This is a genomic window from Sphingorhabdus sp. EL138 (assembly GCF_945882965.1).
In the GTDB taxonomy this organism is placed as follows: Bacteria; Pseudomonadota; Alphaproteobacteria; order Sphingomonadales; family Sphingomonadaceae; genus Sphingorhabdus_B.
Genome location: NZ_CAMCWY010000019.1, coordinates 34,515 through 58,538, shown reverse-complemented (window position 1 = coordinate 58,538; position 24,024 = coordinate 34,515). Strand labels below are relative to the sequence as shown.

The 24,024-nt window shown below is 57.0% G+C and carries 20 protein-coding genes and 1 riboswitch; of the genes, 9 read left to right on the top strand and 11 right to left on the bottom strand.

Features of this window, described 5'->3' with window-relative positions; genetic code table 11:
• Nucleotides 1–684: DnaB-like helicase C-terminal domain-containing protein (locus tag Q0N43_RS09265; protein WP_295445670.1), on the top strand; the 684-nt coding region annotated here is incomplete at its 5' end.
• A 66-nt stretch (nt 685–750) separates the two neighbouring features.
• Here the strand turns inward: Q0N43_RS09265 and ubiG are convergent.
• The gene (ubiG, locus tag Q0N43_RS09260; protein ID WP_295445668.1) at nt 751–1,488 is read right to left on the bottom strand and encodes a bifunctional 2-polyprenyl-6-hydroxyphenol methylase/3-demethylubiquinol 3-O-methyltransferase UbiG; all 738 of its coding nucleotides are present in this window, start codon (nt 1,486–1,488) and stop codon (nt 751–753) included.
• Nucleotides 1,489–1,542: 54 nt separating this feature from the next.
• Between ubiG and Q0N43_RS09255 the strand changes: the two genes are divergently transcribed.
• The 4 genes from Q0N43_RS09255 (at nt 1,543) to Q0N43_RS09240 (ending at nt 6,109) form a co-directional block, all read left to right on the top strand.
• The gene (locus Q0N43_RS09255) at nt 1,543–2,799 is read left to right on the top strand and encodes an aspartate kinase (RefSeq protein WP_295445666.1); all 1,257 of its coding nucleotides are present in this window, start codon (nt 1,543–1,545) and stop codon (nt 2,797–2,799) included.
• Between the two features lie 214 nt (nt 2,800–3,013).
• Nucleotides 3,014–4,012: a nitronate monooxygenase gene (locus Q0N43_RS09250; RefSeq protein WP_295445664.1), complete on the top strand. Its 999-nt coding sequence runs from the start codon at nt 3,014–3,016 to the stop codon at nt 4,010–4,012.
• Nucleotides 4,013–4,091: 79 nt separating this feature from the next.
• Nucleotides 4,092–4,562, top strand: coding sequence for a PH domain-containing protein (locus tag Q0N43_RS09245; protein WP_295445662.1), 471 nt, complete (start codon nt 4,092–4,094; stop codon nt 4,560–4,562).
• Entirely contained in the window at nt 4,562–6,109 is a 1,548-nt protein-coding gene (locus Q0N43_RS09240) for a PH domain-containing protein (RefSeq protein ID WP_295445660.1), read from the top strand. The genes Q0N43_RS09245 and Q0N43_RS09240 overlap by 1 nt, the downstream gene beginning before the upstream one ends.
• On the opposite strand, the gene Q0N43_RS09235 is transcribed toward Q0N43_RS09240, so the two are convergent.
• The 8 genes from Q0N43_RS09235 to Q0N43_RS09200 all read right to left on the bottom strand — a co-directional run bounded on the left by Q0N43_RS09235 (nt 6,093) and on the right by Q0N43_RS09200 (nt 15,315).
• Nucleotides 6,093–7,247: an alkaline phosphatase D family protein gene (locus Q0N43_RS09235; protein ID WP_295445658.1), complete on the bottom strand. Its 1,155-nt coding sequence runs from the start codon at nt 7,245–7,247 to the stop codon at nt 6,093–6,095. The two genes, Q0N43_RS09240 and Q0N43_RS09235, sit on opposite strands and share 17 nt — an antisense overlap.
• Nucleotides 7,244–8,020: an ABC transporter ATP-binding protein gene (locus tag Q0N43_RS09230; RefSeq protein WP_295445656.1), complete on the bottom strand. Its 777-nt coding sequence runs from the start codon at nt 8,018–8,020 to the stop codon at nt 7,244–7,246. The genes Q0N43_RS09235 and Q0N43_RS09230 overlap by 4 nt, the downstream gene beginning before the upstream one ends.
• On the bottom strand, nt 8,017–8,982 hold the full coding sequence (locus tag Q0N43_RS09225) for an iron ABC transporter permease (RefSeq protein ID WP_295445654.1): 966 nt from the start codon (nt 8,980–8,982) through the stop codon (nt 8,017–8,019). Before Q0N43_RS09225 ends, Q0N43_RS09230 begins: the two co-directional genes overlap by 4 nt.
• Nucleotides 8,979–9,815, bottom strand: coding sequence for an ABC transporter substrate-binding protein (locus Q0N43_RS09220; protein WP_295445652.1), 837 nt, complete (start codon nt 9,813–9,815; stop codon nt 8,979–8,981). The genes Q0N43_RS09225 and Q0N43_RS09220 overlap by 4 nt, the downstream gene beginning before the upstream one ends.
• Complete coding sequence (locus tag Q0N43_RS09215; protein WP_295445650.1) at nt 9,815–11,662, bottom strand: TonB-dependent receptor; 1,848 nt, start codon at nt 11,660–11,662, stop codon at nt 9,815–9,817. The genes Q0N43_RS09220 and Q0N43_RS09215 overlap by 1 nt, the downstream gene beginning before the upstream one ends.
• An 83-nt stretch (nt 11,663–11,745) precedes the next feature.
• Nucleotides 11,746–11,945: riboswitch (cobalamin riboswitch) on the bottom strand.
• Nucleotides 11,946–11,990: 45 nt separating this feature from the next.
• A complete protein-coding gene (locus Q0N43_RS09210; protein WP_295445648.1) occupies nt 11,991–12,584 on the bottom strand; it encodes a GNAT family N-acetyltransferase in 594 nt (197 codons plus the stop codon).
• A 5-nt stretch (nt 12,585–12,589) separates the two neighbouring features.
• Nucleotides 12,590–14,833, bottom strand: coding sequence for a molybdopterin cofactor-binding domain-containing protein (locus Q0N43_RS09205; protein WP_295445646.1), 2,244 nt, complete (start codon nt 14,831–14,833; stop codon nt 12,590–12,592).
• A complete protein-coding gene (locus tag Q0N43_RS09200; protein WP_295445644.1) occupies nt 14,833–15,315 on the bottom strand; it encodes a (2Fe-2S)-binding protein in 483 nt (160 codons plus the stop codon). Before Q0N43_RS09200 ends, Q0N43_RS09205 begins: the two co-directional genes overlap by 1 nt.
• A 69-nt stretch (nt 15,316–15,384) precedes the next feature.
• On the opposite strand from Q0N43_RS09200, the gene Q0N43_RS09195 reads away from it, so the two are divergent.
• The 4 genes from Q0N43_RS09195 (at nt 15,385) to Q0N43_RS09180 (ending at nt 21,062) form a co-directional block, all read left to right on the top strand.
• Nucleotides 15,385–16,323 (top strand): XdhC family protein, encoded by a 939-nt coding sequence (locus Q0N43_RS09195; RefSeq protein WP_295445642.1) that lies wholly within the window; start codon nt 15,385–15,387, stop codon nt 16,321–16,323.
• The gene (locus Q0N43_RS09190) at nt 16,320–16,916 is read left to right on the top strand and encodes a nucleotidyltransferase family protein (protein ID WP_295445640.1); all 597 of its coding nucleotides are present in this window, start codon (nt 16,320–16,322) and stop codon (nt 16,914–16,916) included. Before Q0N43_RS09195 ends, Q0N43_RS09190 begins: the two co-directional genes overlap by 4 nt.
• The gene (locus Q0N43_RS09185) at nt 16,913–18,523 is read left to right on the top strand and encodes a tetratricopeptide repeat-containing sulfotransferase family protein (RefSeq protein ID WP_295445638.1); all 1,611 of its coding nucleotides are present in this window, start codon (nt 16,913–16,915) and stop codon (nt 18,521–18,523) included. Before Q0N43_RS09190 ends, Q0N43_RS09185 begins: the two co-directional genes overlap by 4 nt.
• Before the next feature lie 121 nt (nt 18,524–18,644).
• Nucleotides 18,645–21,062, top strand: a complete 2,418-nt coding sequence (locus Q0N43_RS09180; protein WP_295445636.1) for a TonB-dependent receptor — start codon at nt 18,645–18,647, stop codon at nt 21,060–21,062.
• 154 nt (nt 21,063–21,216) lie between these two features.
• On the opposite strand, the gene Q0N43_RS09175 is transcribed toward Q0N43_RS09180, so the two are convergent.
• Complete coding sequence (locus tag Q0N43_RS09175; RefSeq protein ID WP_295445634.1) at nt 21,217–22,836, bottom strand: NAD(P)/FAD-dependent oxidoreductase; 1,620 nt, start codon at nt 22,834–22,836, stop codon at nt 21,217–21,219.
• Nucleotides 22,833–24,008, bottom strand: coding sequence for an aromatic ring-hydroxylating dioxygenase subunit alpha (locus Q0N43_RS09170; RefSeq protein ID WP_295445632.1), 1,176 nt, complete (start codon nt 24,006–24,008; stop codon nt 22,833–22,835). Before Q0N43_RS09170 ends, Q0N43_RS09175 begins: the two co-directional genes overlap by 4 nt.
• Between the last annotated feature and the right edge of the window lie 16 nt (nt 24,009–24,024).

The following is a 24,024-nucleotide window of genomic DNA, read 5'->3' as shown; positions in this document are numbered from 1 at the left end:
TCCGCAGACCAGCTTGCTACCCGTATCTTGGCCGAACAATCGGGGATCAGTTCCGAATTGCTGCGTATGGGCAAAATTTCCCGTGACGACTTCCGGGAGCTTTCGCGCGCGTCCCGCGAATTGCAGGAATTGCCGCTCTACATTGACGACACGCCGGCGCTGACGATCGCAGCCTTGCGCACCCGCGCGCGGCGCCTACAGCGTCGGCATGGGATTGGACTAATCGTTGTTGACTATTTGCAGCTGCTTCAAGGTTCAAGCCGTGCGAACGACAACCGCGTGAATGAAATTTCAGAGATCAGCCGGGGCCTGAAAACATTGGCGAAGGAACTGAGTATTCCTGTCGTTGCACTGTCGCAGCTTAGCCGTGCCGTCGAACAGCGCGAAGACAAGACGCCGATGTTGTCCGATTTGCGTGAATCAGGTTCAATCGAGCAGGACGCCGATATGGTGTGGTTCGTTTACCGCGAAGATTATTACGAGCTGATGAAAAAACCCGATGAAGGCACGCCCGCATTTGACGCTTGGAACGAAAAAATGGAGAGAATCCATGGCGTTGCAGAACTTATCATTTCCAAACAAAGGCACGGTTCGACAGGGCGCGTGCGGATGAAGTTCGAAGCAAAAATCACGCGCTTTAGCGATCTTGCCGATGACCAATATGCCGATGCGCGATATGATTGAGACGGCGGGTCAGAGCTGAGGGCAGGAGTGAAGTGGAGGTTATGCCGACCACCTTCGAAACGAACTTTACCTCCGCAACCGCGCACTGAGGATGTAATTCAGCGCCATATTGCTGCTCAAGTGCAATCCGGACATCGGCGAAAAGGCGATGCCCTTCATGTCTACAACCTCAAGGGCGGAATCCTCAAGCAAAACGGTCGCCTCCTCTGGCGTCAGGAATTTGTGCCAATCATGTGTGCCTCGTGGGACTTGACCCAAACGCTCCGCGGCCTCGACTAAGAATATGCGCGATGCTGCTGTCCGATTAGGCGTAGAGAGCAACAATAGACCATCGGGCTTTAGATGGCGGAAAAGCTCTGCAACAAACGCCCCGGGGTCCATGACATGTTCGATAACTTCCATGCAGGTCACGACGTCGAACTTACCAAGGCCCTGCGCAGCGATTTCGCCAGCACGATAGTCTATCGCTAGGCCGGATAACGCCGCATGTGCCTTTGCGGCCTCGATATTTTCCGGGGCGGCGTCCACACCGGTGACTGCGCCGCCAAGCCGCGCAAGGGGTTCACACAGTAATCCAGCGCCACAACCTACATCGAGCGCAGTTTTGCCCGCCAGCGGATGGCGCGCCTTACCATCGCCACCAAAATGCGCATCGATCGCGGACCGGATGAAACTCAACCGCACGGGATTAAGCTTGTGCAGCATGGCAGAGCTGCCTTTTGGATCCCACCATTCGGCGGCGAGGGATCCAAAATGCGCGGCTTCCGCGGCGTTAATTGTCGTGGGTAAGCTTGCGTTTGTCATATCCTGTCCCTATCAGGGCGCGCGATTGTAATATAGCGAATATTGAAGGTTTTCATGGCGCGCATTGTAATGAAATTTGGCGGCACGTCGATGGCCGGCACCGAGCGCATCCGCCGTGTTGCCCAGCTGGTCAAGCGTCAGGCCGAGCGTGGGGACGAGGTTGCCGTTGTCGTTTCGGCCATGGCAGGCGACACGGATCGCCTCGTCAATTTCTGTCGTGAGGCAAATGCGCTTTATGACCCTGCCGAATATGATGTGGTTGTCGCCGCCGGTGAGCAAATTACCGCTGGCCTTTTGGCGATAACGCTTCAGGCGCTCGGCTGCGAGGCGCGCAGTTGGTTGGGTTGGCAGATGCCAATCCACACCGATAATGCACATGCCAAGGCGCGGGTCGGGTCAATTGACTCGCAAGAATTGCTCGCATCTATGAAGGCAGGGAATATCGCGGTCATCCCCGGATTTCAGGGCCTAACCGATGACAATCGCATTACTACCCTTGGACGTGGCGGGTCGGATACCTCTGCCGTCGCTGTGGCTGCCGCTGTGAAAGCGGACCGCTGCGATATCTTCACCGATGTAGATGGTGTATACACGACGGACCCGCGCATTGTGGCCCGCGCGCGAAAGTTGAAGGCGGTCACCTACGAAGAAATGCTTGAGCTGGCCTCGGTCGGTTCGAAAGTATTGCAAACCCGCTCCGTCGGCCTTGCGATGAAGGAGGGCGTGCGCATTCAAGTGCTGTCCTCATTCGTCGACGACAGTGCCCCCGACGCCGATAGTATCCCCGGCACGATGATCGTGACCGACGCAGAATTGGAGAATAGCCAAGTGGAACGCCAACTGATCACCGGTATCGCGCATGACAAGAATGAAGCGAAAATCACGCTCACCCGCGTCCCCGACCGTCCCGGCGCAGTGGCCAATATCTTCGCGCCATTGGCCGATGCCAACATCAATGTTGATATGATTATTCAAAATATTGGCCGTGATAAGGGCGAAACCGACGTGACCTTCACATGCCCGCAAGCCGACCTTGCGCGCTGCACCGACATTTTGGAAAACCGCCGCGATGCCATTGGCTATAACCGGCTTATTCCGGATACCAAGGTTGCCAAAATATCGGTCGTGGGCGTTGGTATGAAAAGCCATGCAGGCGTTGCCGCAACGATGTTCAGCAGCCTTGCCGACCGCAAAATCAACATTCAGGCGATTTCAACGTCCGAAATCAAGGTTAGCGTGTTGATTGATGAGGATGAAACCGAGCTCGCCGTGCGCGTGTTGCATACCGCTTATGGGTTGGATGCGGCGTGAAGAAATTTTTCACGCAGAGGCGCAGAGAACACGGAGTTCTTTGAGTGAAGCCAATTGATGAAATTGCCTGTCGGTTTGCTCGTTCACTTCGGATGCGATACTTTGAAAGAAGGCGTTAAACGCGTCGTCAATAACCATGAGGACTTAAAAGCTTTTTCACTCTATTCCTCTGCGACCTCCGCGCCTCTGCGTGAACAAAAATTGGTACTAACATATGACTAAACTCCAACATCTCATGCAACGCGGTACGGACTTTTTGGGCTGCGACGTCGCGATTATGTGTGGGGCCATGTCTTGGGTGTCGGAGCGCAATCTTGTGTCGGCAATCTCCAATGCTGGGGGCTTTGGCGTGATTGCGTGCGGGGCGATGACACCTGCGTTGCTTGATACGGAGATTGCCGCGACGAAGGCGCTTACGTCCAAGCCCTTTGGCGTAAACCTGATCACTATGCATCCGCAGATCATGGACCTGATTGCGATATGCGCGCGGCATCATGTCAGCCATGTGGTTCTGGCGGGGGGACTGCCGCCAAAAGGCAGTATTGAGGCGATTAAGGATTCTGGCGCGAAGGTTATTTGCTTTGCGCCCGCGCTCACGCTGGCGAAGAAATTTGCGCGCTCTGGCGTCGATGCGCTGGTGATTGAGGGCAGTGAGGCGGGTGGGCATATTGGGCCTGTGTCAACATCCGTACTTGCCCAGGAAATCTTGCCAGAGCTTGGCGAGCAACTGCCGATTTTCGTGGCGGGCGGTATTGCTCGTGGCGGCGCAGTGGCAAGCTATCTGGAAATGGGCGCAGCAGGGGTGCAATTGGGAACGCGGTTCGTTTGCGCGCATGAAAGCATCGCGCACCCCAGTTTTAAGGCTGCATTCCTGCGTGCCAATGCCCGCGATGCGGTCGCAAGTGTGCAGATTGACCCGCGCTTGCCCGTCATTCCCGTGCGGGCGTTGAAGAACAAGGGCACCGAAGAGTTCACCAAGAAACAGGTCGAAGTCGCAGCCATGCTGGATCGCGGCGAAATCGACATGGACACCGCGCAGCTTGAGATCGAGAAATATTGGGCAGGGGCGCTGCGCCGCGCGGTGATTGACGGCGATGTCGAATATGGCTCCGTCATGGCCGGGCAGTCGGTTGGCATGGTCCATGTGGAGCGGCCTGTCGTCGATATCATCGCGAAGCTAGTGAATGAGGCCAACGCCGCTTTGGCTAGGTAACGGATAATCCTCCCCATCGCAAGTCGATGGGGAGATAAACCGTCTTGCCAACACAACACAGTGTGCGCATATCAACCGCATGACCGATGACGCCCCGCCGGAACTGACGCCACTTGATCCAGCATTCATAACGACAAGCCGGATAGCCACCGCGCTTGGTTTGCTGCCATTTGTCGTTGGGGCAGGGGTGTTGGAGTTTGCACAGTTGCTTCCGCCCGGCACATTTCTTGTGCCCGTGCTTTTGGCCTATGCGTTCGTCGCATACACGGTGCCAGCGCGCAAATATCGGCATTGGGGCTATGATATGGGAACGGACCGGCTGCGCGTCGTGCGTGGATATATGTTCTACAGCGACACGATTGTGCCCTTTGGGCGCATCCAGCATATTGATGTGGACCAAGGGCCAATTGACCGACGTTATGGCCTCGCGACGCTGACGGTCCACACGGCAGGCAACCACAACAGCACTGTGGCGCTGCCGGGCTTGGCGCATGCCGACGCGCTGGCAATGCGGGAGGCCATTCGCGCCGCCATTCGGCAAGACACATAATGCGCGAAACCGCTGACGTGATCGATGATCTGCCCCCTTCAGTCGAGGGCTACCGGCTGCATATTACTGGCTTAATAGTCAGTTTTGTCTCGGGACTTCCGCAGTTGGTGTTTCCAATGGTTGCCGCAATCTTCGGTGTGCGAAAGGCGGAGAACCCAGTTCTCATTCCAATCGTCATCGCGGCTGTTCTGATTTTAAGTCTGTTTTTTCGCTGGTTGGCATGGCTACGGTTTCAATATTTCGTCGGCGAACATGATATTCGCGTCGAGAAGGGCATATTGAACCGGACCGCGCGCTCGATACCCTATGAGCGGATTCAGGATGTCAGCATTGAACAAAAGCCGCTCGCCCGCATGATGGGTTTGGGTGAGGTGAAGTTTGAAACCGGTGGCGGCGATGGTGATGATGCGATGCTCAGCTTTGTGACGCTGGAGGAAGCAAACCGCCTGCGGGCGTTAATCCGGTCGCGTAAGGCAGGAGTGGCCGTTTTTGTTACGGCAGACGCGCCAGCGCATGTTGAAGAAGACGCGCATCCGATATTCGCGATGGATGGCAGGCGGGTGTTCGTCTTTGGCCTCTATTCCTTTTCGCTTGTGATTTTTGCGGTGCTGGGCGGTCTTGCACAGCAATTTGATTTTCTGCTGCCGTTCGATTTTTGGGACTTCAAACATTGGATTGGTTTGGCGGAAGAGCGGGGCGTTAGTGTTAAACAGATCAACGGCGTTGGCTTGTTCGCACAACTAATTTTGGCCTTTGGAGCTGTTGGCAGCCTAATATTCATCGGCTTTGCAACCGGTGTTGTGCGCACGCTGTTACGCGAGCATGGTTTCCGCTTAACCCAGACGTCAAAGGGTTTCCGGCGGCAGCGCGGGTTGCTGACGCTCACCGATGTCGTGATGCCCACGCACCGGGTGCAAGCCGCCGTGGTGCAAACTGGCCCCATCCGCAAACGGCGCGGCTGGCACAGCCTGAAATTTGTGAGCCTTGCGCAGGATAGCAAGGAGGAAAGCAACTATGTCGCAGCGCCCTTTGCGACACTAAGCGAAGTCTGGCGCATCGCACAGGCCGCAACAATTGCCGCGCCCGATGGTGACGAACGCTTGCAGAGAGGCGCTGCCAAATATTGGCTCACGCAGCTTTTGGTCATCGTGCCTTTGGTGTTGGCTGGCATGGCTGCGCTTGTGGTCTTCGCGGATGCCCCGGTTGGCCGCACGTTGGTCCTGCTGCTGTTACTGGTGCTTCCCGGCGCGCTATTCTGGCTGGACTGGCGGCAGTACCGTTTCGGGCTTGATGACCATCAGTTATATCTCAAGCGCGGCTGGTGGCAGCAGCAATTGACCATCGCGCCTCAGGTGAAGGTGCAAAGTATCGAAATTGCGCAGGGTCCGCTCGCGCGGCGGCAAGGTCTGGCTTCGCTCAAGTTCGGTATCGCCGGCGGGACGCTGGAGATGATCGCCCTGCCGCTCGCCACAGCTGTCGCTATCCGCGCTGCGGTGATGGCAAAGGTTGCCGCCGTCGATTATTCAGCGATCAATCAATCGCGTTAGTTTGCGTTTCAATCACGCTGCCATCATTCTTACGCAGTGTCATCGTAACCTTTTTTGTCGCCCAATCAATGTCGATCTGACCAAAGTTGGGTATGCCCCAAAATCCGCCGGTCCGGCGTGGATCGGGTTCACGCTCGCTGCCATCGCCCTTGCCAAAGGCGAAATTGAGCGAGCTGGATGTGAAATCCCATAAGGGCTTGGAAAGGCCGGGTGCGTTGGTCTTGTAGAAACCGCCGCTATGCCGGTCGCCGCTCAGGAAAATGGCGTTGTTCACGCCCTTTTGCCCGAGCAACGCATATAGGCGTTCGCGTTCCTTGGGAAAATTGGTCCAGCCTTCGAAATTATGCGCGTCGGTGATCACTTGAGTCGATGAAATGATGAAGCGCAGTTCGGCTGGCTTTTCGAGTTCCTGTGCGAGCCAGTCCCATTGCGCTTGGCCCAATATCGTCGCGTTGGGGTCCATATTGGGAATATACCAACCCAGCGTTGGGCTTGGGTCGCGATAAGGCATGGATGCAAGGTCTGACCGGAAAAAGCGGCCATCCAGCATAATGAACTGCACGCGCTTGCCCTCTGGCCCGACGATGCGGCTTTCATACACGCCCGGGCGGGACTTTACCTCGTCGGAGGCGCCCCAATAAGTTTCATAGGCTTTCTCCGCCCATTCCTTGAATGCAAAAGCGCCGCCCGCGTCATTCGCGCCATAATCATGGTCGTCCCATGTTGTCATCATGGGAATATTTCGGCGGAAGCGGTCGAATTCAACGCGGCTGTTGAGCTTTTTATAGCTTGCGGTCAATGTCGGCATATCCGCGCCATTGGTAGGCCTTGTGTCGCCATAGACATTGTCCCCAATCAGCAGGAAAGCCTGCGGGTTCTGCGCGGCGATGACGTCCCAGAATTTCATGTCGCGGTTTTCATTCACGCAACTGCCAAAGGCGAAACGCGTGATCACGGTGTCCGCCGATAAAGCGGGGTTTGAGGGCGCCTTGGGCAAATTGACGATCATGGTCGCATAAAAAGGCCGAAGCGCCTCCTGCGCGCTTTGCGGGGCAACTGGAGCCATATTGGACGTTGACGTGACACTCATGGCGCAGCCGGAGAGCAAGAGGGCGATAATCGGGAGGGCATATTTCATGGTCTGACCTTGCCTTTGATGAACAACTGGACTGCCCCTTCCTTGTCCTTGAAGAGATTCGCGTCAATCCCGTAAACATGCGCCAGATTGGCAGGCGTGATGACGTCATCGACGCTGCCTTGCGCGAACAATCTGCCCTCATGCAGCAACACAAGATGGTCGGCAAAGCGCACGGCGTGGTGCAAATCATGCAGCACCGCGACGACGCCTTTTCCGGCCTCGGCCTGCCGCCGCAGCAAATTCAATATGTCGAGTTGAAAGCCGGGGTCGAGATTGGCCAGTGGTTCATCCGCCAAGATCCATGAAGGTTCACCCGCCAGCACCCGCGCCAGCAGGACGCGGGCGCGTTCGCCGCCCGAAAGCTGCGTGACTGGCCGATGCGCGAAGCCTTCGGTGGCGGTCGCCGACATCGCCATTGCTATCGCCTTGCGGTCATCTGAGGATGTCCCTGCGCCGCGCATATGGGGAATGCGGCCAAGCGCAACCAAGGCCAGTGATGTGATCGCCCAATGCGTTTCTGCGCCTTGCGGCAAAAGGCCGATTTGGCGGGCGCGTGCGGTCGGGGCCATGTGGGTGATGTCTGCGTCATGCAGGCAGGCGGTCCCGCTATCGGGCTTCAAAAGACCAGCGAGACAGGCGAGCAGCGTGGATTTGCCTGCGCCATTGGGGCCGAGAATGACGATGAGCTTGCCAGCTTCAAATGTCGCGTCGACCCCGATTAAACTCGGCTGTTGCACATGCGAAAACCCAAGATTGCGGACGGTCAAAGTCATACGGCACCCTTGCGATAGCGCAGCAACAGCAGCAAGAAAAACGGCGCGCCAAGCACTGCCATAGCAATGCCCAGCCGCACTTCACCGGGGCCGGGGACCAGCCGGGCAAGGCTATCGGCGGTCAGCGTCAGGATCGCGCCGCCAAAGGCCGACGGCAGCAATATCTCCGATGGCTGTTCCCCATATATGGCGCGGATAAAATGCGGGACGACTAGCCCGACAAAGCCGACCACACCCGACACCGCGACCGATCCGCCAACGGCAAGGCCAACGCCAAGTACGATAATCCACTGCAGCCGCAGCAGATTGATACCAAGGCTTTTTGCGCCATTTTCGCCCAAGGTCAGCGCATCCAGCGCGCGGCCAGTGGAGAGCAATAAAGCAACGCCCAGCGCCATGAAGGGCAAAGCGGTCAAGACATCGGCCATCAACCGGTCAGTCAGCGCGCCCATTAGCCAGTTGATGATTTCATTGGCGGCAAAGGGGTTTGGCGCAATGCTGATGACAAAGGCGGTGAGCGCGCCCGCCAGCGTTGACAGCACCATGCCGCCCAAGATAAAGCCAACTGGTCCGCCGCCTCGAGAAATTACCAGCAATAACAATATGCTAGACCCCGCGCCAAGCATCGCGCAGGCGAATAGGCCAAAGGGCAGCAGGTTAAGCCCCAAATAAATCGCAACAACACCGCCAAGCGCCGCGCTGGCCGAAACCCCAAGCACCGAAGGGTCAGCCAGTGAGTTGCGCAGATAGCCCTGCATCACTGCGCCCGAAAGCCCGAGCACCGCGCCAATACACAGGCCAAGCACCGCGCGGGGCAAGCGCAGTTCCAAGAAAATCCAGCCATCGGCATTGTCCGCCATCCAAGAGGTCGGCCAAATCCAGACCTTGCCTGCCATCAACGACAGCAGGAACGCAGCGACCGTGAGGAGCAGCAGAAGCGATGTTACGGCGCGCTTATTCATGGCATATCCTTTCCGAATGCAGCGCGGGTTTTCTTTAGTATCGCGGACACTTTGATGATCGTCGGACCGCCGCAGAATAACAGCCTGTCGGGGAATTCTGTGATGCGCGTGCGACCACCCAAATAAGCCAGCAGCTTTTGCCGCGCGCGCATGTCACTGGCATCGGAACCGCGCTGATGCGTGGGCATAAAGATCACCTGTGGCGGGTTGCGCATCAGGGTCTCTAACGACAATATCCCCCATGAGGATAGGCCATATTGCGCGCTGGCGTTGCGAAAGCCGTGGCGCGCCAGTAATTCGTCCTGCAACGTGCCTTTACCCGCCACAAATCCACCATTTTGCCAGATAATCGCCGATACAGACGGCCCGGAAAATTGGGTGCTGGGTAGCGATTCCTGAATGGCGGAAATCAGGGCTTCTCCAGCAACGCCCCTGCCGAGTACGGCAGCGATCGTCCGGATCTGTTGCATGTCGTCTGCGATCGTAGGCGCAACCCCCAATGCCAATGTTTGAATGCCCGCCCGCGCAAGCACCGCGTTGGTGCCAGAGCTGGCCAGATTTCCGGTGAGCACGATCTTGGGCCGCGCCAACAACAATTCCTCTGCGCTGATGCCAATGGCGGGCAATTGCCGCGCCCATGCCAGTGGTGCAGACGCGCTATCGGGGTCATGCGAGTATATGCTGACGGCGGTGACTTGTCCGGGTATTGCGATGTGCGCCAACACGGCATCAATGCACGGATTGTTCGACACGACGCCATGCGGCGCAATGACGGGCTGGCTGGCGCATCCGGCCAAGGCAAAAACCCAAAGGAGGCACCAGCCAAAGCGCATCAGAATTTGGCCCGCACGCCAATCGTCGCATTGCGCCCAAAGCTGTTATAGCCAGCGACCAATGTGTAATCAGCGTTGAGCAGATTATCGATGCGGCTATACACCTGCAGCGTGTCGGTCAGTGGCATCGACGCCCCAAGCCCGACCAACGCATAGCCATTGAGGCGCAAACTATTTGCGGCATTGTCGAAGCTGTCGCCGATGATTAGCACGCTGCTGCCAACGGACAGACCGAACGGCGTCTGCCAATCGGCGGTCACACTGGCACTATGCTGCGGGCGCAGGGCTTGGCGATTACCAAAATTGGCCCCTGCGCTGCGGTTGATGGCGTCGACCAGCGTATAGCTTGCGCGGATATCAATGTCGTTCGTGGGGTTCAGGTTTAGCCCGGCCTCAAGCCCCTTTGACGTCACTTTGTCGATATTCTCCGATTGGGAACTGATCGATGAAAAAGCAATCAGGTCATTGCTACGGCGATTGAAATAGGTCGCAAAAATTTGGGCTTTGTTGCCCAGAAATTGATGTTCAACGCCCAGATCAAAATTGCGGGCGGTTTCCGGTTTAAGGTCCGGATTGCCATAAGGCGGCTGCCCTTCGGTCAAGGTGGGTGCGCGAAACCCTTCGGCATAGGTCGCGCGGAACATCGTCCGCCCGTCATTGGGGGAAAAGGCCGCATTGCCGCCAAAGCTCGTCTGCCCGCCATAATCATCATAGACATCATGCCGCACGCCTCCTGTCAGCGTTAGGCCAGCGACAGGGCGCATAATGATTTGACCAAAGCCACTACCCAGTTCGTTGCGGGCGACATCAGGGGCCGCGCCCTCAAACGCGGTGCTTGCGAAGCTGCGTTCATATTCCGCGCCCGCCACGAAAGTCAGCGCATCGTTCAGGTCAAAGACCGCATGATATTCGGCCCTGTCGATTGCGCCGCGCACATTGAAATTGTTGAAGCTAAACACAACCGGGTCGGTGCCAATGCGTTTTATGTCGGTGCGGGTATAAGCAATGCGGTTTTGCAGGCGTCCATCAAGCAGGTCGAAATTCGCGCCGACATAGCCAACAAATTGGCGATTGCGCGACACTGGCAGGCCGTTTGCACCCACGCCAAACTCGGAGTCCGCTTCAACCCTTGCGCGGTTATAATAAGACCGAAAATCGAGGGTGAAGCCGTCGCCGAAATGCACCTTCAACCGCGCATTGCCCGTCAGATTGTCATAGCCATCGCGTTCGGTTCCGCCCGCCAGTGCTGAGATGCCGTCGCTGTTGACGAAAGAACCGCCGACGCTGCCTTCCAACTGGCCGCTGCTGCCCGCAAGATTGGCGTTCATCCTCTTGGTGTCATAGGCCCCATATTCTGAGCCCATGCGGCCTTCAAACCCATCCACTGGCGCAATCGATTGGATGTTGACGACGCCGCCAATGGCTTGGCTGCCCCAAATGACTGAGTTCGGCCCACGCAAGATTTCCACGCGGCCAATATTGCCCGTCATCAATGCGCCAAAGTCAAACGCGCCATTGGGGCTGGTGAGATCGTTGATCCGCACGCCGTCGATGAGAACCAATGTCTGCGCGCTGCTGCCGCCGCGGATGAAGGCACTGCTTTGGCCGCCAAGGCCGCCACGGGTGGCAATGCGGACCCCCGGAATGGTCTGCAGGGCATCGGCGATTGTGGCGCTTTGTAATTGGTCAAGCCGGTCACGATCGACAATCTCAATGGCTTGACCGGTTTCGGATCGCGGCTGTTCAAAGCCGCTGGCGGTGACGACAATTTCATCCTCTGCCGTTTGTGCAAAGGCACTCGTTGGCAGCATCGCAAGCGCGGCTGCCGTCACTTTTAACATTGTCATGGTTATATCTCCTTCGCATGACGTCCAACAATATGTCGTCACGCGGAGGAAAACCCCGATTGCGCCAGTGTCCCGCAAGCACAAAGGACAAACCGCAATCAGGCAGGTCTCCTGGCTTCCGGGTCAATGCGCTTGCTCCGCCTTCCCAGTTTCACGGTCACCCGTTTTTCCAGTGGCATATGGAGCAAAAGCTCGCCGGTTACAGTTGCGGGAACAGCGCCGGATTTCCGCCGGCTTCCCTATTATCCACGCTCTCGCGCAGACCAGATGCGTGCGGAGGGGTTAGGCGGATTTTGGATGGAGGGCAAGGGTGCGCGCGATTATGCGCTTAATGCCGCGTTTTGCCGGGGCGTTGCATGCCCCAAAATTGGGGGCCTTCGGGCACTTGCCAGCTATGTTTGATGGCAAAGCCAAAGCTCTGGTACAAAGGGATATTATGTTCGTCGGCGGTTTCCAGATAGACGGGCAGGCCGTCTTGATCTGCGCGCTCTAGCCCTGCGCGGATCGCTGCGCCGCCAAATCCCTTGCCCTGATAATCGGGGTCGCAACCGGCAAAATGCAAATACCAGACAGGTTCCTGCGGCAAATGCTTTTCGATCAAATTGGATATTTCTAACCCGCGCAAAATCGAGAAGCGCAATTGCTGCACAAAGGGAATGAACAACCGCGCCGTGTCGAATAGGGTATCGTGCGCTTGGCCGGGGCCACGCCATAAGGTGACGGCCTCTATGCCGTCGGTGCCGAACACTGCGCCTTTGCGATGTTCGTCGCGCAGGAACAAATGAAATGCACCCACCAACCGCCGTGCACGCAATTTGGGGTCGGGGATGACATAGCTCCAGCCCGATTCATTCTGGAACGCGCGCGCCAGCGTTTCGGCAATCTCAAGATTGTCTGTGGGCTTGAGCAATTTTGCGTGCACCAAAATTATCCCTTTGCCTGCGTCATGATCGGCAGATTGCGGATGCGCTTGCCCGTTGCTGCGAACAAGGCATTGGTCAATGCAGGCGCGGCTGGCGGAACACCGGGTTCGCCAATGCCGCCCATCGGTGCGCCGCTGTTCAGGAAGTGGATATCCTGCACTAAGGGTGATTGCGCCATGGTCAGCAACAGATAATCGCTAAGGTTGCTTTGCTGCACTTTGCCTTTTTCAAGCGTGATCGCCTCACCAATGGCCGAGGACAGGCCCATGATCGTGCCGCCCTCAATCTGCGCCATGGCGGCGTCCGGGTTGACGATGCTGCCTGCGTCCACGACCGTGGTGACCTTGTGCACCTTTGGCATGCCGTCTTCGCCAACAGAGGCTTCAACGACCTGAGCGACGATGGTTCTGAAGCTTTCGACCAAAGCAACGCCGCGTCCGCGTCCGGCAGGCACAGGCGTGTTCCATCCGCTGCGCGCCGCAACTTCATCCAATACCCGCAAATGCCGTGAATCCGACCGCAAATGGTTGCGGCGGAAAATGACGGGATCTTCGCCTGCGGCATAAGCAAGCTCGTCCATGAAGCTTTCATTGTAAAAGCCCTGCTGTGTCGAGTTCACTGACCGCCACGCGCCTGTATTCTGGTTCGAAACATGCGCAAAATGCCGACGCGAGACAGCGGGCAGAGTGTAGGGGAATACCGTCTCGTCCTCCGCGCTTTCGGGTTGCGCATAATCATTGCGGTAAGCGGCAATGCGTTTCTTGTCGGTCAACGACGCCGACAGCAAAGCTGAGCTTTGCGGACGATATGCGCCTTGCGCGACTTCTTCCTCCCGGCTCCAGATCAGCTTGACTGGATAGGGCAATTGCATGGCAAGCTGGGTCACTTGGCTAACAATTTCCATATACATGGGCAAGCGGCGGCCAAAGCTGCCACCGATGATCATGGGGTGGAAAGCAACATTATCGGCATCAAGGCCCGAAACCTCAACCGCCATCATTTTGGTTGCCAACGGGTCTTGCATCCCGCCCCAAATATCGAGCTTTCCGTCCTTATATTGCGCGGTCAGCGCAAAGGGTTCCATCATCGCATGGTGGAGAAACGGCACTTGATATTTGGCTTGAATGGGCTTGACGCCAAGGCCGGCTTGCACGTCGCCTTCGCCTGCTTCGCCGTCGGCCTCGCCCTTTGCGATTGCGGCGTCCTGTGCCTTGAAAATCGATGCGGTGGAAATGCCTGATTGGCCGCCGTCGCTAAAGCTGGGTGCCAAAGTGCGCAGGCCGGAAATTGCGGGCCAATAGCCCTTGGCCACCACGGCAACGGCATCATCGAGCTTGATGACCTTCTCCACGCCCTTGATCGCTAAGGCAGGCGCGGTGTCAACCGATTTCAGCTTTCCGCCACGCACGGGTGCGGCTTGAATCGTTGCCACGCGCATACCGGGGATCGCAAAATCCATGCCATATTGCGCGCTGCCGTCGACCTTAGCGGGAATGTCGAGGCGTTGCATCGATTGCCGCATCAGGCGATATTGTGTGGGGTCTTTCAGCGTTGGTTCGTTGTCGAGCGATAAGGTCGCAGCTTCGGCCGCCAGTTCACCATAACGCAACGACTGGCTGGATTTTGCATGAATGACGCGGCTGTCCTGCGTGGTTAGTTGGCCGATCGGCACATTTAACCGCGTGGATGCGATTTCCATCAGTGCAAGCCGCGCGGCCGCACCAACCTTTTGAAAGGTCACTTGGCCCGTGAACCGCAAGGCGGTTGAACCGCCGGTCATCTGAAGGTTCATTTGCCGCGCGATGAACGACAGAAAGGATTGCGGAATGCCGTTGATGATCGCTGGCTGCCCAGAGGTGTCGGCAAGAAATCCGCGACCCAAGCCGACATTGGCAAAGGAAGGTTCCGCAGGCGCAGAAACGACGCGCACCTGTTCCCATGCCGCATCCAATTCTTCGGCGAGCATTTGCGCCAGGCCAGTGTTTGACCCCTGACCAATGTCGGTGTGCGGCGAATAAATGGTGATGGCGTCATCTTCGCCGATTTTTAGCCAAGTGGCAAAATTATGTTCGCCTTTGCCTGTTATGCGCGCCTTGGCGTCTTTGACCGCGTTGCTGTCGGCAATCGAGATGCCGAACAAGCCAGCGCCGACGATGGCGACGCCGCCGATTAAAAATGCGCGGCGCTTTACGCCTTTGCGCTTGGCGGGTGTTTCGGGTGCATGATCGGGCGAAAGAGTATCGGTCATCAGACGGCTCCCTCAACAGCTTGGGCGGCCTGTCCGGTGGCGGCGCGAATGGCCTTGCGAATACGCGGATAGGTGCCGCAGCGGCACAGGTTGGTCATCGCTGCGTCAATTTGCGCATCGCTTGGGCGGCCGGTTTTTTCGATGAGCGCAACTGCGGCCATGATTTGTCCTGACTGGCAATATCCGCATTGTGGCACTTGCGCCGAAATCCACGCCCTCTGCACCGCATGCAGCGTGCCATCGGCGGATTTCAGACCTTCAATCGTGGTGATCGATTTGCCAGCGACCTCGCTGACGGGCAGGCTGCACGAACGGGCGGGTTCGCCATCCACATGGACGGTGCACGCCCCGCAAGCCGCGATGCCGCAACCAAATTTTGTGCCCGTCAGGCCAAGCTCTTCACGAATGACCCACAATAATGGCGTATCCGGTTCGGCGGACAGCCTCACTGCTTTGCCGTTAATTGACGTCTGAATTGCCATGTGAAGTAGCTCCCACCCTATAGCGCGTTTCATATAGCAACGCTTCAATCACTTTGCTAGCGGGTAGCCATGAAAACAGGCAGTGCCAACCATGATCGTATCCTTGCCGCCGCGCGTGATTGGGCTGGCGCGCCAATGGCGATTGCGACGGTGGTTGAAACGTGGAAGTCTGCGCCTTGTCCAGCCGGCACGCATATGCTGGTCCATGCCGATGGGCGGTTTGTGGGTTCAGTTTCTGGCGGATGTGTTGAGGCGGACGTTCTGGCACGCGCGCAGATGGTCTTGGCCGGTGCGCTAGCAATATTGCGGCGTTACGGCGTTGCCGATGATGCGGCGTGGGACGTTGGCCTTCCATGTGGCGGCGATATTCAGGTGCTGGTGCAGCCGGTGTCGGCGGAAGGCTTTCCAGAAAGCCTGTTTGCCGATATCGTACGCGCCCGCGCCAGCGGCGCGACATTGTCCGTTGTGACCGACCTCGCCACTGGCCGCACTGGGGTAATGCAAGGCGCGCAGGCGGACGGCTTTATCAATCTCTATCATCCCCCCCGCCGCCTGTTGATTGTCGGCGCGGTGGAGATTGCGGCGGCGTTATCGGCGATTGCGGTTTCGCAAGGCATTGATGTTACGTTGTGCGACCCGCGCGGTCGGTTTTTGACGGCGGATCGTTTCCCCGGCGTGCGCTTGGATGACCGCTGGCCCGACGACGCGGTAAAGGCCTTCGCGCCCGATAGCCGCAGCGCGATTGTCACCTTAAGCCATGATCCCAAGATCGACGATCCCGCTTTGATTGCCGCATTGGCAAGCCCCGCGGCTTATGTGGCGGCTTTGGGCTCATCGCGGTCACATCAGGCGCGGCTGTCGCGGCTGTCTGTGGCGGGCGTCAGTGCGGAACATTGCGCGCGGATAGAGGGGCCAGCGGGCGTTGCGATTAACGCGATCAGCGCACCGGAAATCGCGCTTTCAATTGCGGGCGGCATGATCTGTGCGTTCAATATGGGCCTGCGATGATGGAGGCCAAGCAGGTCGCAATTGCCGTCCTTGCCGCTGGAAATGCGCGGCGTTTTGGTTCGGATAAGTTGATGGCGGATTTGGATGGCGCGCCGCTCGGTCTGCGGGCCGCGCGCACTTTGGCCAGCATGGACGCTGCGGCGCATTTTGCGGTGTGCCAGCCCAAGGCGGTTATCTCGTCGCTTTATGCAGGGGCGGGTTATGCGGTGGTCGAAAACTCGAACGTTAATCTTGGGCTTTCGGGGTCGCTGCATCTTGCGGTTGCGGCCGTTGCAAAGACGCAGGCGCACGCCTTGCTGATTGCGCTGGCCGATATGCCATTCATCATGGCCGCACACATCGACGCGCTGATACAGGCATGCGACGGCGACATCCTTGCGTCATCGGACGGCAACCAACCAATGCCACCTGCCATATTTCCGCGATCAAGCTGGCCATTTTTGCTGGAGACCAAAGGCGATGCGGGCGCGCGGCAAATCCTTGCGCCCGCCCGCACAATAGCTGCACCAATTGGCAGTTTGCGCGACATCGACACGCCCGATGATTTGGCCGCTTCAAAATCGCTGCCGCTTGGCATAGACCTTAGCATATGAACCAGCCCTCCGCTCGCCCCGCGATTGAAGCCGCCTTGCGCAACCCCAACCTCATGGCGGCGGCGGTGGCTTTGACAGAAAACAGGTTGGAGGATGCAGAGCCGATTTTGCGCGGGCATTTGCGTGCGGCGCCCACTGATGTCGCGGCGATCCGTATGATGGCCGAGCTGGCCGCACGCGTTGGCCGGTTGAAAGATAGCGAGGCTTTGTTGCGCCGCGCATTGGAACTGACGCCTGATTTCGGCGCGGCGCGGGCCAATTTGGCAACTGTGTTGTATAAGCAAAATCGCTTTCCAGAGGCGCTAGAAAATCTCAACGCCGTTTTGGCTCAAGGGGGTGACAACCCCGTCCAGCAAAACCTGAAAGCCGCAGCGCTTGGACGGATTGGCGGCTATGCAGAGGCTATCGCGCTGTATCAGGAGCTGACCGCGCGTTTTCCGGACCATGCCAAATTGTGGATGAGCTATGGCCATATGCTCAAGACCGTCGGCAATCAGGATGAAAGCGTTGCCGCCTATCGCCGCGCTCTGGCGGTGGAACCCACTTTGGGTGAAGTATATTGGAGCCTCGCCAATTTGAAGACGGTAAGCTTCTCCGACGATGACGTCGCGGCGATGGACGCGGCTCTGGCGTCGGACGGTCTTGGCGCAGAGGACGCATATCATCTGCATTTTGCACTGGGCAAGGCGATGGAGGAGCGCGCTGACCATGATGCGGCATTCGCGCATTATGCAAAAGCAAATGCGCTGCGCAGTGCCGAGCTGCATTATGATCCGCAAGCGGTGCGCATGCAGGTCGACAAAATCATCGCTATATGCACGCCGGAATTTTGGCGCGCGCGGGCGGGGCAGGGGCATGATGCGCCCGACCCGATTTTCATCATCGGTATGCCGCGCGCGGGTTCAACGCTGATTGAACAAATCCTTGCCAGCCATTCGATGGTGGAGGGCACGATGGAGTTGCCCGACATTCCAGCGATGGCGCTACGTGAAGGGCGCGCGTCGGACTGGATTGATGCGACCGTTGCGCTATCCGCCGATGATGCCGACAGGCTTGGCGCGGAGTTTATCGAACGCACGCGGATTCAGCGTAAGACCGCCAAACCGTTCTTCATCGACAAGCTGCCCAATAACTGGAATTACGTCGCGTTCATCCGTCTGATTTTGCCCAACGCCAAAATCATCGACGCGCGGCGGCACCCGCTCGATTGCTGTTTTTCCAATTATCGGCAGCATTTCGCCAAGGGGCAGGCGTTTAGTTACGACCTTGCGCATATGGGGCAATATTATGTGGATTATGTGCGGTTGATGGCGCATTTTGACACGGGTACGTCGGGTTATGTCTACCGCGTCATTCATGAAGAATTGTTGGAAAATCCAGAACGTGAAATTCGCGGGCTATTGGATTTCCTTGGCCTTCCGTTTGAAGACAATTGCCTGAATTTTCATCAGAATACGCGGGCCGTGCGTACGGCATCAAGCGAGCAAGTTCGCCGCCCCATCAACCGTGACGGCGTGGATCAATGGAAGCCCTATGCGGCGCATCTGGAGCCGCTGAAGCGCGCGCTTGGGCCGCTTTGGGAAATCTATCCCGCCACAACAATATAGTTGCTGCATTACAACACAGTGATCTAAAATTAAAAATAAATGACGCAAATTGCGAAAATATATTGCGTGGACGCCATATTGGGGGCCTATTTCTGACAAGGTAAACAGGGAGAGTCGCTACATGCGCCGAACAAATCAGAAATCTAACGTCCGCACAGCATTGGTTATGTTGTTAACATCAACCGCCTTTGCCGTTCCTGCAATGGCGCAGGAAGCGGCGGACACAGACAGCAACGTCATCGTCGTGACCGCGCAAAAGCGGGAACAGAATTTGCAAGACGTGCCAATCGCGATCAATGCCATTGGCAATGAAAAGCTGGACCAATTGCAAGTCAGCGAATTGCAGGATGTTGTGAAGTTCCTGCCATCGGTGACTATCCAGCAAGGCGGACCCGGCTTTGCGCAAGTCTATTTCCGCGGCGTAGCCTCCGGCGAAAACGCAAACCACTCGGCTTCGCTGCCGACGGTTGGCACCTATCTCGACGAAATGCCGATCACGACCATTCAGGGCGCTTTGGATTTGCATGCTTATGACCTTGCGCGTGTTGAGGCGCTCGCCGGACCGCAGGGCACATTATATGGTGCAAGTTCGATGGCTGGCACTTTGAAGCTGGTGACAAACGCGCCTGATACATCCGGTTTCTACGGCAGCGCTGGCGTTGAACTGAACACTATTGCGCATGGCGACCTCGGATCGATTTACGAAGGCTTTGTCAACGTGCCGATTGCCGAAGGTGCAGCAGCGCGTTTGGTTGGCTGGTATCGAGACGATGGCGGCTATATCGACAATGTGTTGGGCGAGCGGACCTATGCCTCGTCTGGTATCCGGCAGAGCAACGCTGCGTTGGTTGAGAAAAACTATAACGACGCCGAAACCTATGGCGCGCGTTTGGCGCTCGGCATCGACCTTGATGACAATTGGACCATTAAGCCAACCGTGATGGGGCAGGTTCAGAATACGCAAGGGAGCTATGCGCAGGAACGTTCGGGGCAAACCACTGGCGAGCTGCAAACCGTTCAGTACAATCCCGAAGGCAGCCGCGATAAGTGGATTCAGGCGGCGATGACGGTAGAAGGCAAGATCGGCAGCTGGGATGTGACCGCGACGGGCGGCTATTTGCGCCGCAAGACCGAAACGCAGACCGACTATTCCGATTATGCCTATTTCTATGACGCTCTGTCTGGTTACGGCAATTATTTCTATGACAATGCCGAAAATCTGGTGAACCCGAACCAGTATATTCAAGGCATTGACCGGTATAACAAAAGCTTCGGCGAATTGCGGGTTGCAAGCCCTGCGGATGCGCCCTTGCGGTTCATCGGCGGTCTATTTGCGCAACGTCAGTCGCATAATATCGAACAGAATTACATCATCGACAATATTGCCGATTCCATCACTGTGACGGGTACCGACAGTAATATTTGGCTGACCAAGCAACAGCGGGTTGACCGCGATTATGCGGCCTTTGGTGAATTAACCTATGATTTGACGGAGAAGCTCTCGCTGACCGGTGGCTTGCGTTATTATAAGTTCGATAACTCGCTTCAGGGCTTCTTCGGCTATTCGGCTGGTTATAGCTCCGACAAATTTGATGAAGATACTGGGGCGTTCATTAAAGATGGAACAGGTGAAGCTGCATGCAACGGACGGCCAGCGATTGTCGATGGCAGCCCTTGCACCAATGTTGACAAATCAACGTCGGACAAGGGTTTCATCCATAAGTTGAACGCAACGTACAAAGTCACCGACGATGTGTTGGTCTATGCGACATGGTCGCGCGGTTTCCGTCCGGGCGGGATCAACCGTCGCGGCACCTTGCCACCTTATGGGTCGGACAAGCTCGACAATTATGAATTGGGCTGGAAAACCACCTTCGGTACGTTCCGCTGGAATGGCGCGGTGTTTCAGGAAGATTGGAATAATATCCAGCTTTCATTCTTGGGTGCAAACGGCCTGACCGAAATCCGCAATGCGGGTGTGGCCCGTATTCGTGGTGTCGAAATGGACGTTGGCTATCGTGCCGGCGGTTTCAGCATCAACACTGGTTTCAGCTATAATGATGCGAAAAGCCAACGCGATTTTTGTAAGATAGCCAACGCAACTTTTGATTGCACCACAGCGGGCAATGAATTGCTTGCGCCATCGGGCTCGCGTTTGCCTGTGACCGCCAAATTTAAGGGCAATGCAATTGCGCGGTATGAATTCCCCATCGCTGATTGGGATGGTCATGTGCAGTTTGCCGTCAATCATACAGGCAGCCGCCGCAGCGATTTGCGGCCAGTGCAGAATGCGATCAAGGGCAATCTGGATGCCTATACAACGGCGGACTTTTCCGTTGGCGTGAAGAATGAAACATGGGCGATTGAGGCATTTGCCACAAACCTGTTCGATACACGCGGCGTGGTGAATACCGGTGTGCAGTGTATTGAAACAACGTGCGGAACGGGTGTCACGCCAACCACGCCAACGGGCGGTGCGTTTTACGACGTGCTCATCAAGCCCCGCATAATCGGTGTGAAATTCTCGCGGGATTTCTAACGATTGTTCCGTTTTCGTCGCGCATAAAACTTGTTGCGCGCAAATTATTGTTATGTCATGTAACGCATGACATAGAGTTCGTCGCTAAAAGCGACAGGGGGAGGAAGCCGGATCTGAAAAGGTCCGGCTTTTTTATTGTCATGAGCTAAGGTCCTCAGGCAAATATGCGTTTGAACACACTGCGGTCGGCTAACACCTCTGCGGCGCAATTATGGCCCGGAGCGCCGGTTACGCCGCCGCCGGGATGGCTACCCGCGCCGCACATATACAGGCCCTTTAACGGCCCGCGATATGCGCCATGGCCCAAAATCGGGCGTGCGGACCATAATTGGTCAAGGCTCATATTGCCATGCATGATATCGCCGCTGACCAGTCCGAATTTCCGCTCCAGCCCCTTTGGGCTCAGGATTTGGTGGCCCAAAACCGACGCGCGGAAGCCGGGGGCATAGGCCTCAACCGTGCTGATGATATCATCGGCAGCCTTGCCTTCTTCGGCGTCCCAATCGCGCGGCGCGCCATCTGCGTTGTTGGGCAGTTCAGGCGCAAATTGTTGGCAGAACAGGCTGGCGACATGCTGTCCTGCGGGCGCGAGGCTGTCGTCGACGGTCGACGGGATAAGGATTTCAACGATGGGCTTTTGCGACCAGCCACCCCGCTTCGCATCCAAAAACGCGCGGTCCATATAATCCAATGTTGGCGCGATGATGATGCCCGATTGATGGTGCTCGCCAACTTCGGGTAAGCACGTGAATTTGGGCAGCTCGGACAAAGCGACGTTCATACGGAACGTGCCGCTACCTGCCTTGAAACCCTTTACGCGGCGTTTGAATTCGGGTTTCAGGTCGGCATCGTCGAATAGGCGTTCGTAAAGCAGCTTTGGCCCGACGTTGGAAATCACGCGGTCGGCAACGATTTCTTCGCCGCTTTCAAGGCGCACGCCCGCAACTTTTTCGCCATCAACCAATACGCGGGATACAGGTGCCTCTAGGGTGATCTCGACGCCCAGATCGCGGCATATCTTGGCCATGATCTGGGTAATCGTGCCCATGCCGCCAATGCTGTGGCCCCACGCGCCCTTATTGCCATTCACTTCACCAAAGACATGGTGCAGCAAGACATAAGCGCTGCCCGGCGTATCGGGGCTGGCGTAATTGCCAACAACAGCGTCAAAGCCAAACGCGGCCTTTACCGCTTCGCTTTCGAACCAGCTATCCAAGAAGCTGCGCGCCGATTTGGTGAACAGTTCCAACACATCACGCTGTTGCGATAGGTTGAGCTTCATCAGCCCGCGTCCCTGCACGGCGGCATCGATAAGGGTCTTTATGCCATCGCCGACATTGGGCGGGGAGCGCAATGCAAGGTCGCGTAACACGTCCGCGACACCCTCCAACATGTCATAATATTGCGGCAAGACCGCCGCATCATGCTTTGAAAAGCGAGCGAATTCAGCCTGTGTGCGTTTCAGCCCGCCACCGAGTTTCAAATAGCCGCCATCTTCTTGAGGCAGGAAATTGGAAATGGGGCGTTCAATGACGCGGTAGCCATGATCGACCAGCTTCATATCGGCGACCACCTTCGGCTGAAGCAGGCTGACGGTGTAGCTTGCGACCGAGTTGCGGAAACCGGGGTGGAATTCTTCAGTGACAGCCGCGCCGCCGACGACATCGCGGCGCTCGACAATGCGGACTTTTAAGCCGGCACGGGCGAGATAAAAGGCGCAAACCAAGCCATTATGGCCAGCACCAATGATGAGGGCGTCATATTTTTTGGTCATTTTCTGCTCCAGCCCGATGCGGGGCGTTGTTCGAGGCGGGCCTCAGGAATGATATTGCGGATTTGGCGGCAGAAGCTTTTCAGGCACACTTCCTTGTCGGACAGCGGACCCATGGAAAAACTGCGGCTCGCCATGCCTTGCTGCACGCGGGTGACAAGGACGGTGTCCTCGGCATTGACTTGACGGTTGATCCGCCAGTTGAGGTAACGCGCGGCGCGCATTTCGCGGCGCCATTGGTAATCGGGGGCGTCAGGAAGGATATAGCTGATCTCACGGATGACGCAGCTATTCGGCCCAGTGGGCAGCCATTGCATGAAGTCAACTTGATCGGGATATATGTCAAAAGCAACTGAGGGCCATAGCTTGAAATACAACCAGCGCGTCTGATTAGCGGCAGGCAAATGCGGGACTGGCGGCAGCATGTTTTGATAGGCGCGTTCCGACCAATTGGCCGATGGCCGGTCCACAAGGTCGCCCCACATGCGGTCGACATGCGGTTGCGCCTCAACACCATAGCTTTTGCCGAACAGGCGTGTGAGGCCGGGATGCGCGACGGTGATATGCAAGCCGTCGGAATAATTGTCGCCGATATTTTTCCAGTTTACATCGCGCGGGCGCATGGTGACGCGGCCAAGCGCCGTCAATTCCTCAAAACGATAAGGCGCAACTTGCGCTTCATAAGGGGCCATCATTTCGGCCACCGAAGGCCCGCCGCTTTCCAGACGGACGAAGATGAACCCGCGCCAGATTTCCATGTCGACGGGCACAAGGCCGGCCTTATCCTTGTCCAGCGTCGGGTAAGATGCGCTGTCGGGTACGCCAGTCAAGCGGCCATCAAGGTCATAGGTCCATGCGTGATAGGGGCAGACCAATTTCTTGGCGCAGCCGCCGGAGCCATCGACCAAGCGGCTGCCCCGGTGACGGCAGACATTCGTGAACGCGCGAAGCACGTGGTCCGCGCCGCGCACGACAATGACGCTTTCATTGATATAATCGAGGCTGTGCCAGTCACCCGCACCCACGACGTCGCTAACATGGCACACCACCTGCCACGACGGGCGGAAGATGCGGTCCACCTCAAGTGCGGCAAATTCGGGATCATCATAGGTCCAAGCCGGCAGGCTCCAACCTTCCAAATGATCATGCGATATGTCTAAGCCCGATTCGGACATCTTGCTCCCCTTGTTA

Excerpts from the sequence above, each read along its gene's own strand:
- Q0N43_RS09230 (WP_295445656.1), bottom strand. The coding sequence starts at position 8,020 with ATGACTTTGACCGTCCGCAATCTTGGGTTTTCGCATGTGCAACAGCCG.
- Q0N43_RS09170 (WP_295445632.1), bottom strand. The coding sequence starts at position 24,008 with ATGTCCGAATCGGGCTTAGACATATCGCATGATCATTTGGAAGGTTGG.
- Q0N43_RS09235 (WP_295445658.1), bottom strand. The coding sequence starts at position 7,247 with ATGAAATATGCCCTCCCGATTATCGCCCTCTTGCTCTCCGGCTGCGCC.
- Q0N43_RS09245 (WP_295445662.1), top strand. The coding sequence starts at position 4,092 with ATGACCGATGACGCCCCGCCGGAACTGACGCCACTTGATCCAGCATTC.
- Q0N43_RS09190 (WP_295445640.1), top strand. The coding sequence starts at position 16,320 with ATGATGGAGGCCAAGCAGGTCGCAATTGCCGTCCTTGCCGCTGGAAAT.
- Q0N43_RS09240 (WP_295445660.1), top strand. The coding sequence starts at position 4,562 with ATGCGCGAAACCGCTGACGTGATCGATGATCTGCCCCCTTCAGTCGAG.
- Q0N43_RS09225 (WP_295445654.1), bottom strand. The coding sequence starts at position 8,982 with ATGAATAAGCGCGCCGTAACATCGCTTCTGCTGCTCCTCACGGTCGCT.
- Q0N43_RS09250 (WP_295445664.1), top strand. The coding sequence starts at position 3,014 with ATGACTAAACTCCAACATCTCATGCAACGCGGTACGGACTTTTTGGGC.
- ubiG (WP_295445668.1), bottom strand. The coding sequence starts at position 1,488 with ATGACAAACGCAAGCTTACCCACGACAATTAACGCCGCGGAAGCCGCG.
- Q0N43_RS09185 (WP_295445638.1), top strand. The coding sequence starts at position 16,913 with ATGAACCAGCCCTCCGCTCGCCCCGCGATTGAAGCCGCCTTGCGCAAC.
- Q0N43_RS09205 (WP_295445646.1), bottom strand. The coding sequence starts at position 14,833 with ATGACCGATACTCTTTCGCCCGATCATGCACCCGAAACACCCGCCAAG.
- Q0N43_RS09220 (WP_295445652.1), bottom strand. The coding sequence starts at position 9,815 with ATGCGCTTTGGCTGGTGCCTCCTTTGGGTTTTTGCCTTGGCCGGATGC.
- Q0N43_RS09180 (WP_295445636.1), top strand. The coding sequence starts at position 18,645 with ATGCGCCGAACAAATCAGAAATCTAACGTCCGCACAGCATTGGTTATG.
- Q0N43_RS09195 (WP_295445642.1), top strand. The coding sequence starts at position 15,385 with ATGAAAACAGGCAGTGCCAACCATGATCGTATCCTTGCCGCCGCGCGT.
- Q0N43_RS09175 (WP_295445634.1), bottom strand. The coding sequence starts at position 22,836 with ATGACCAAAAAATATGACGCCCTCATCATTGGTGCTGGCCATAATGGC.
- Q0N43_RS09200 (WP_295445644.1), bottom strand. The coding sequence starts at position 15,315 with ATGGCAATTCAGACGTCAATTAACGGCAAAGCAGTGAGGCTGTCCGCC.
- Q0N43_RS09215 (WP_295445650.1), bottom strand. The coding sequence starts at position 11,662 with ATGACAATGTTAAAAGTGACGGCAGCCGCGCTTGCGATGCTGCCAACG.
- Q0N43_RS09255 (WP_295445666.1), top strand. The coding sequence starts at position 1,543 with ATGGCGCGCATTGTAATGAAATTTGGCGGCACGTCGATGGCCGGCACC.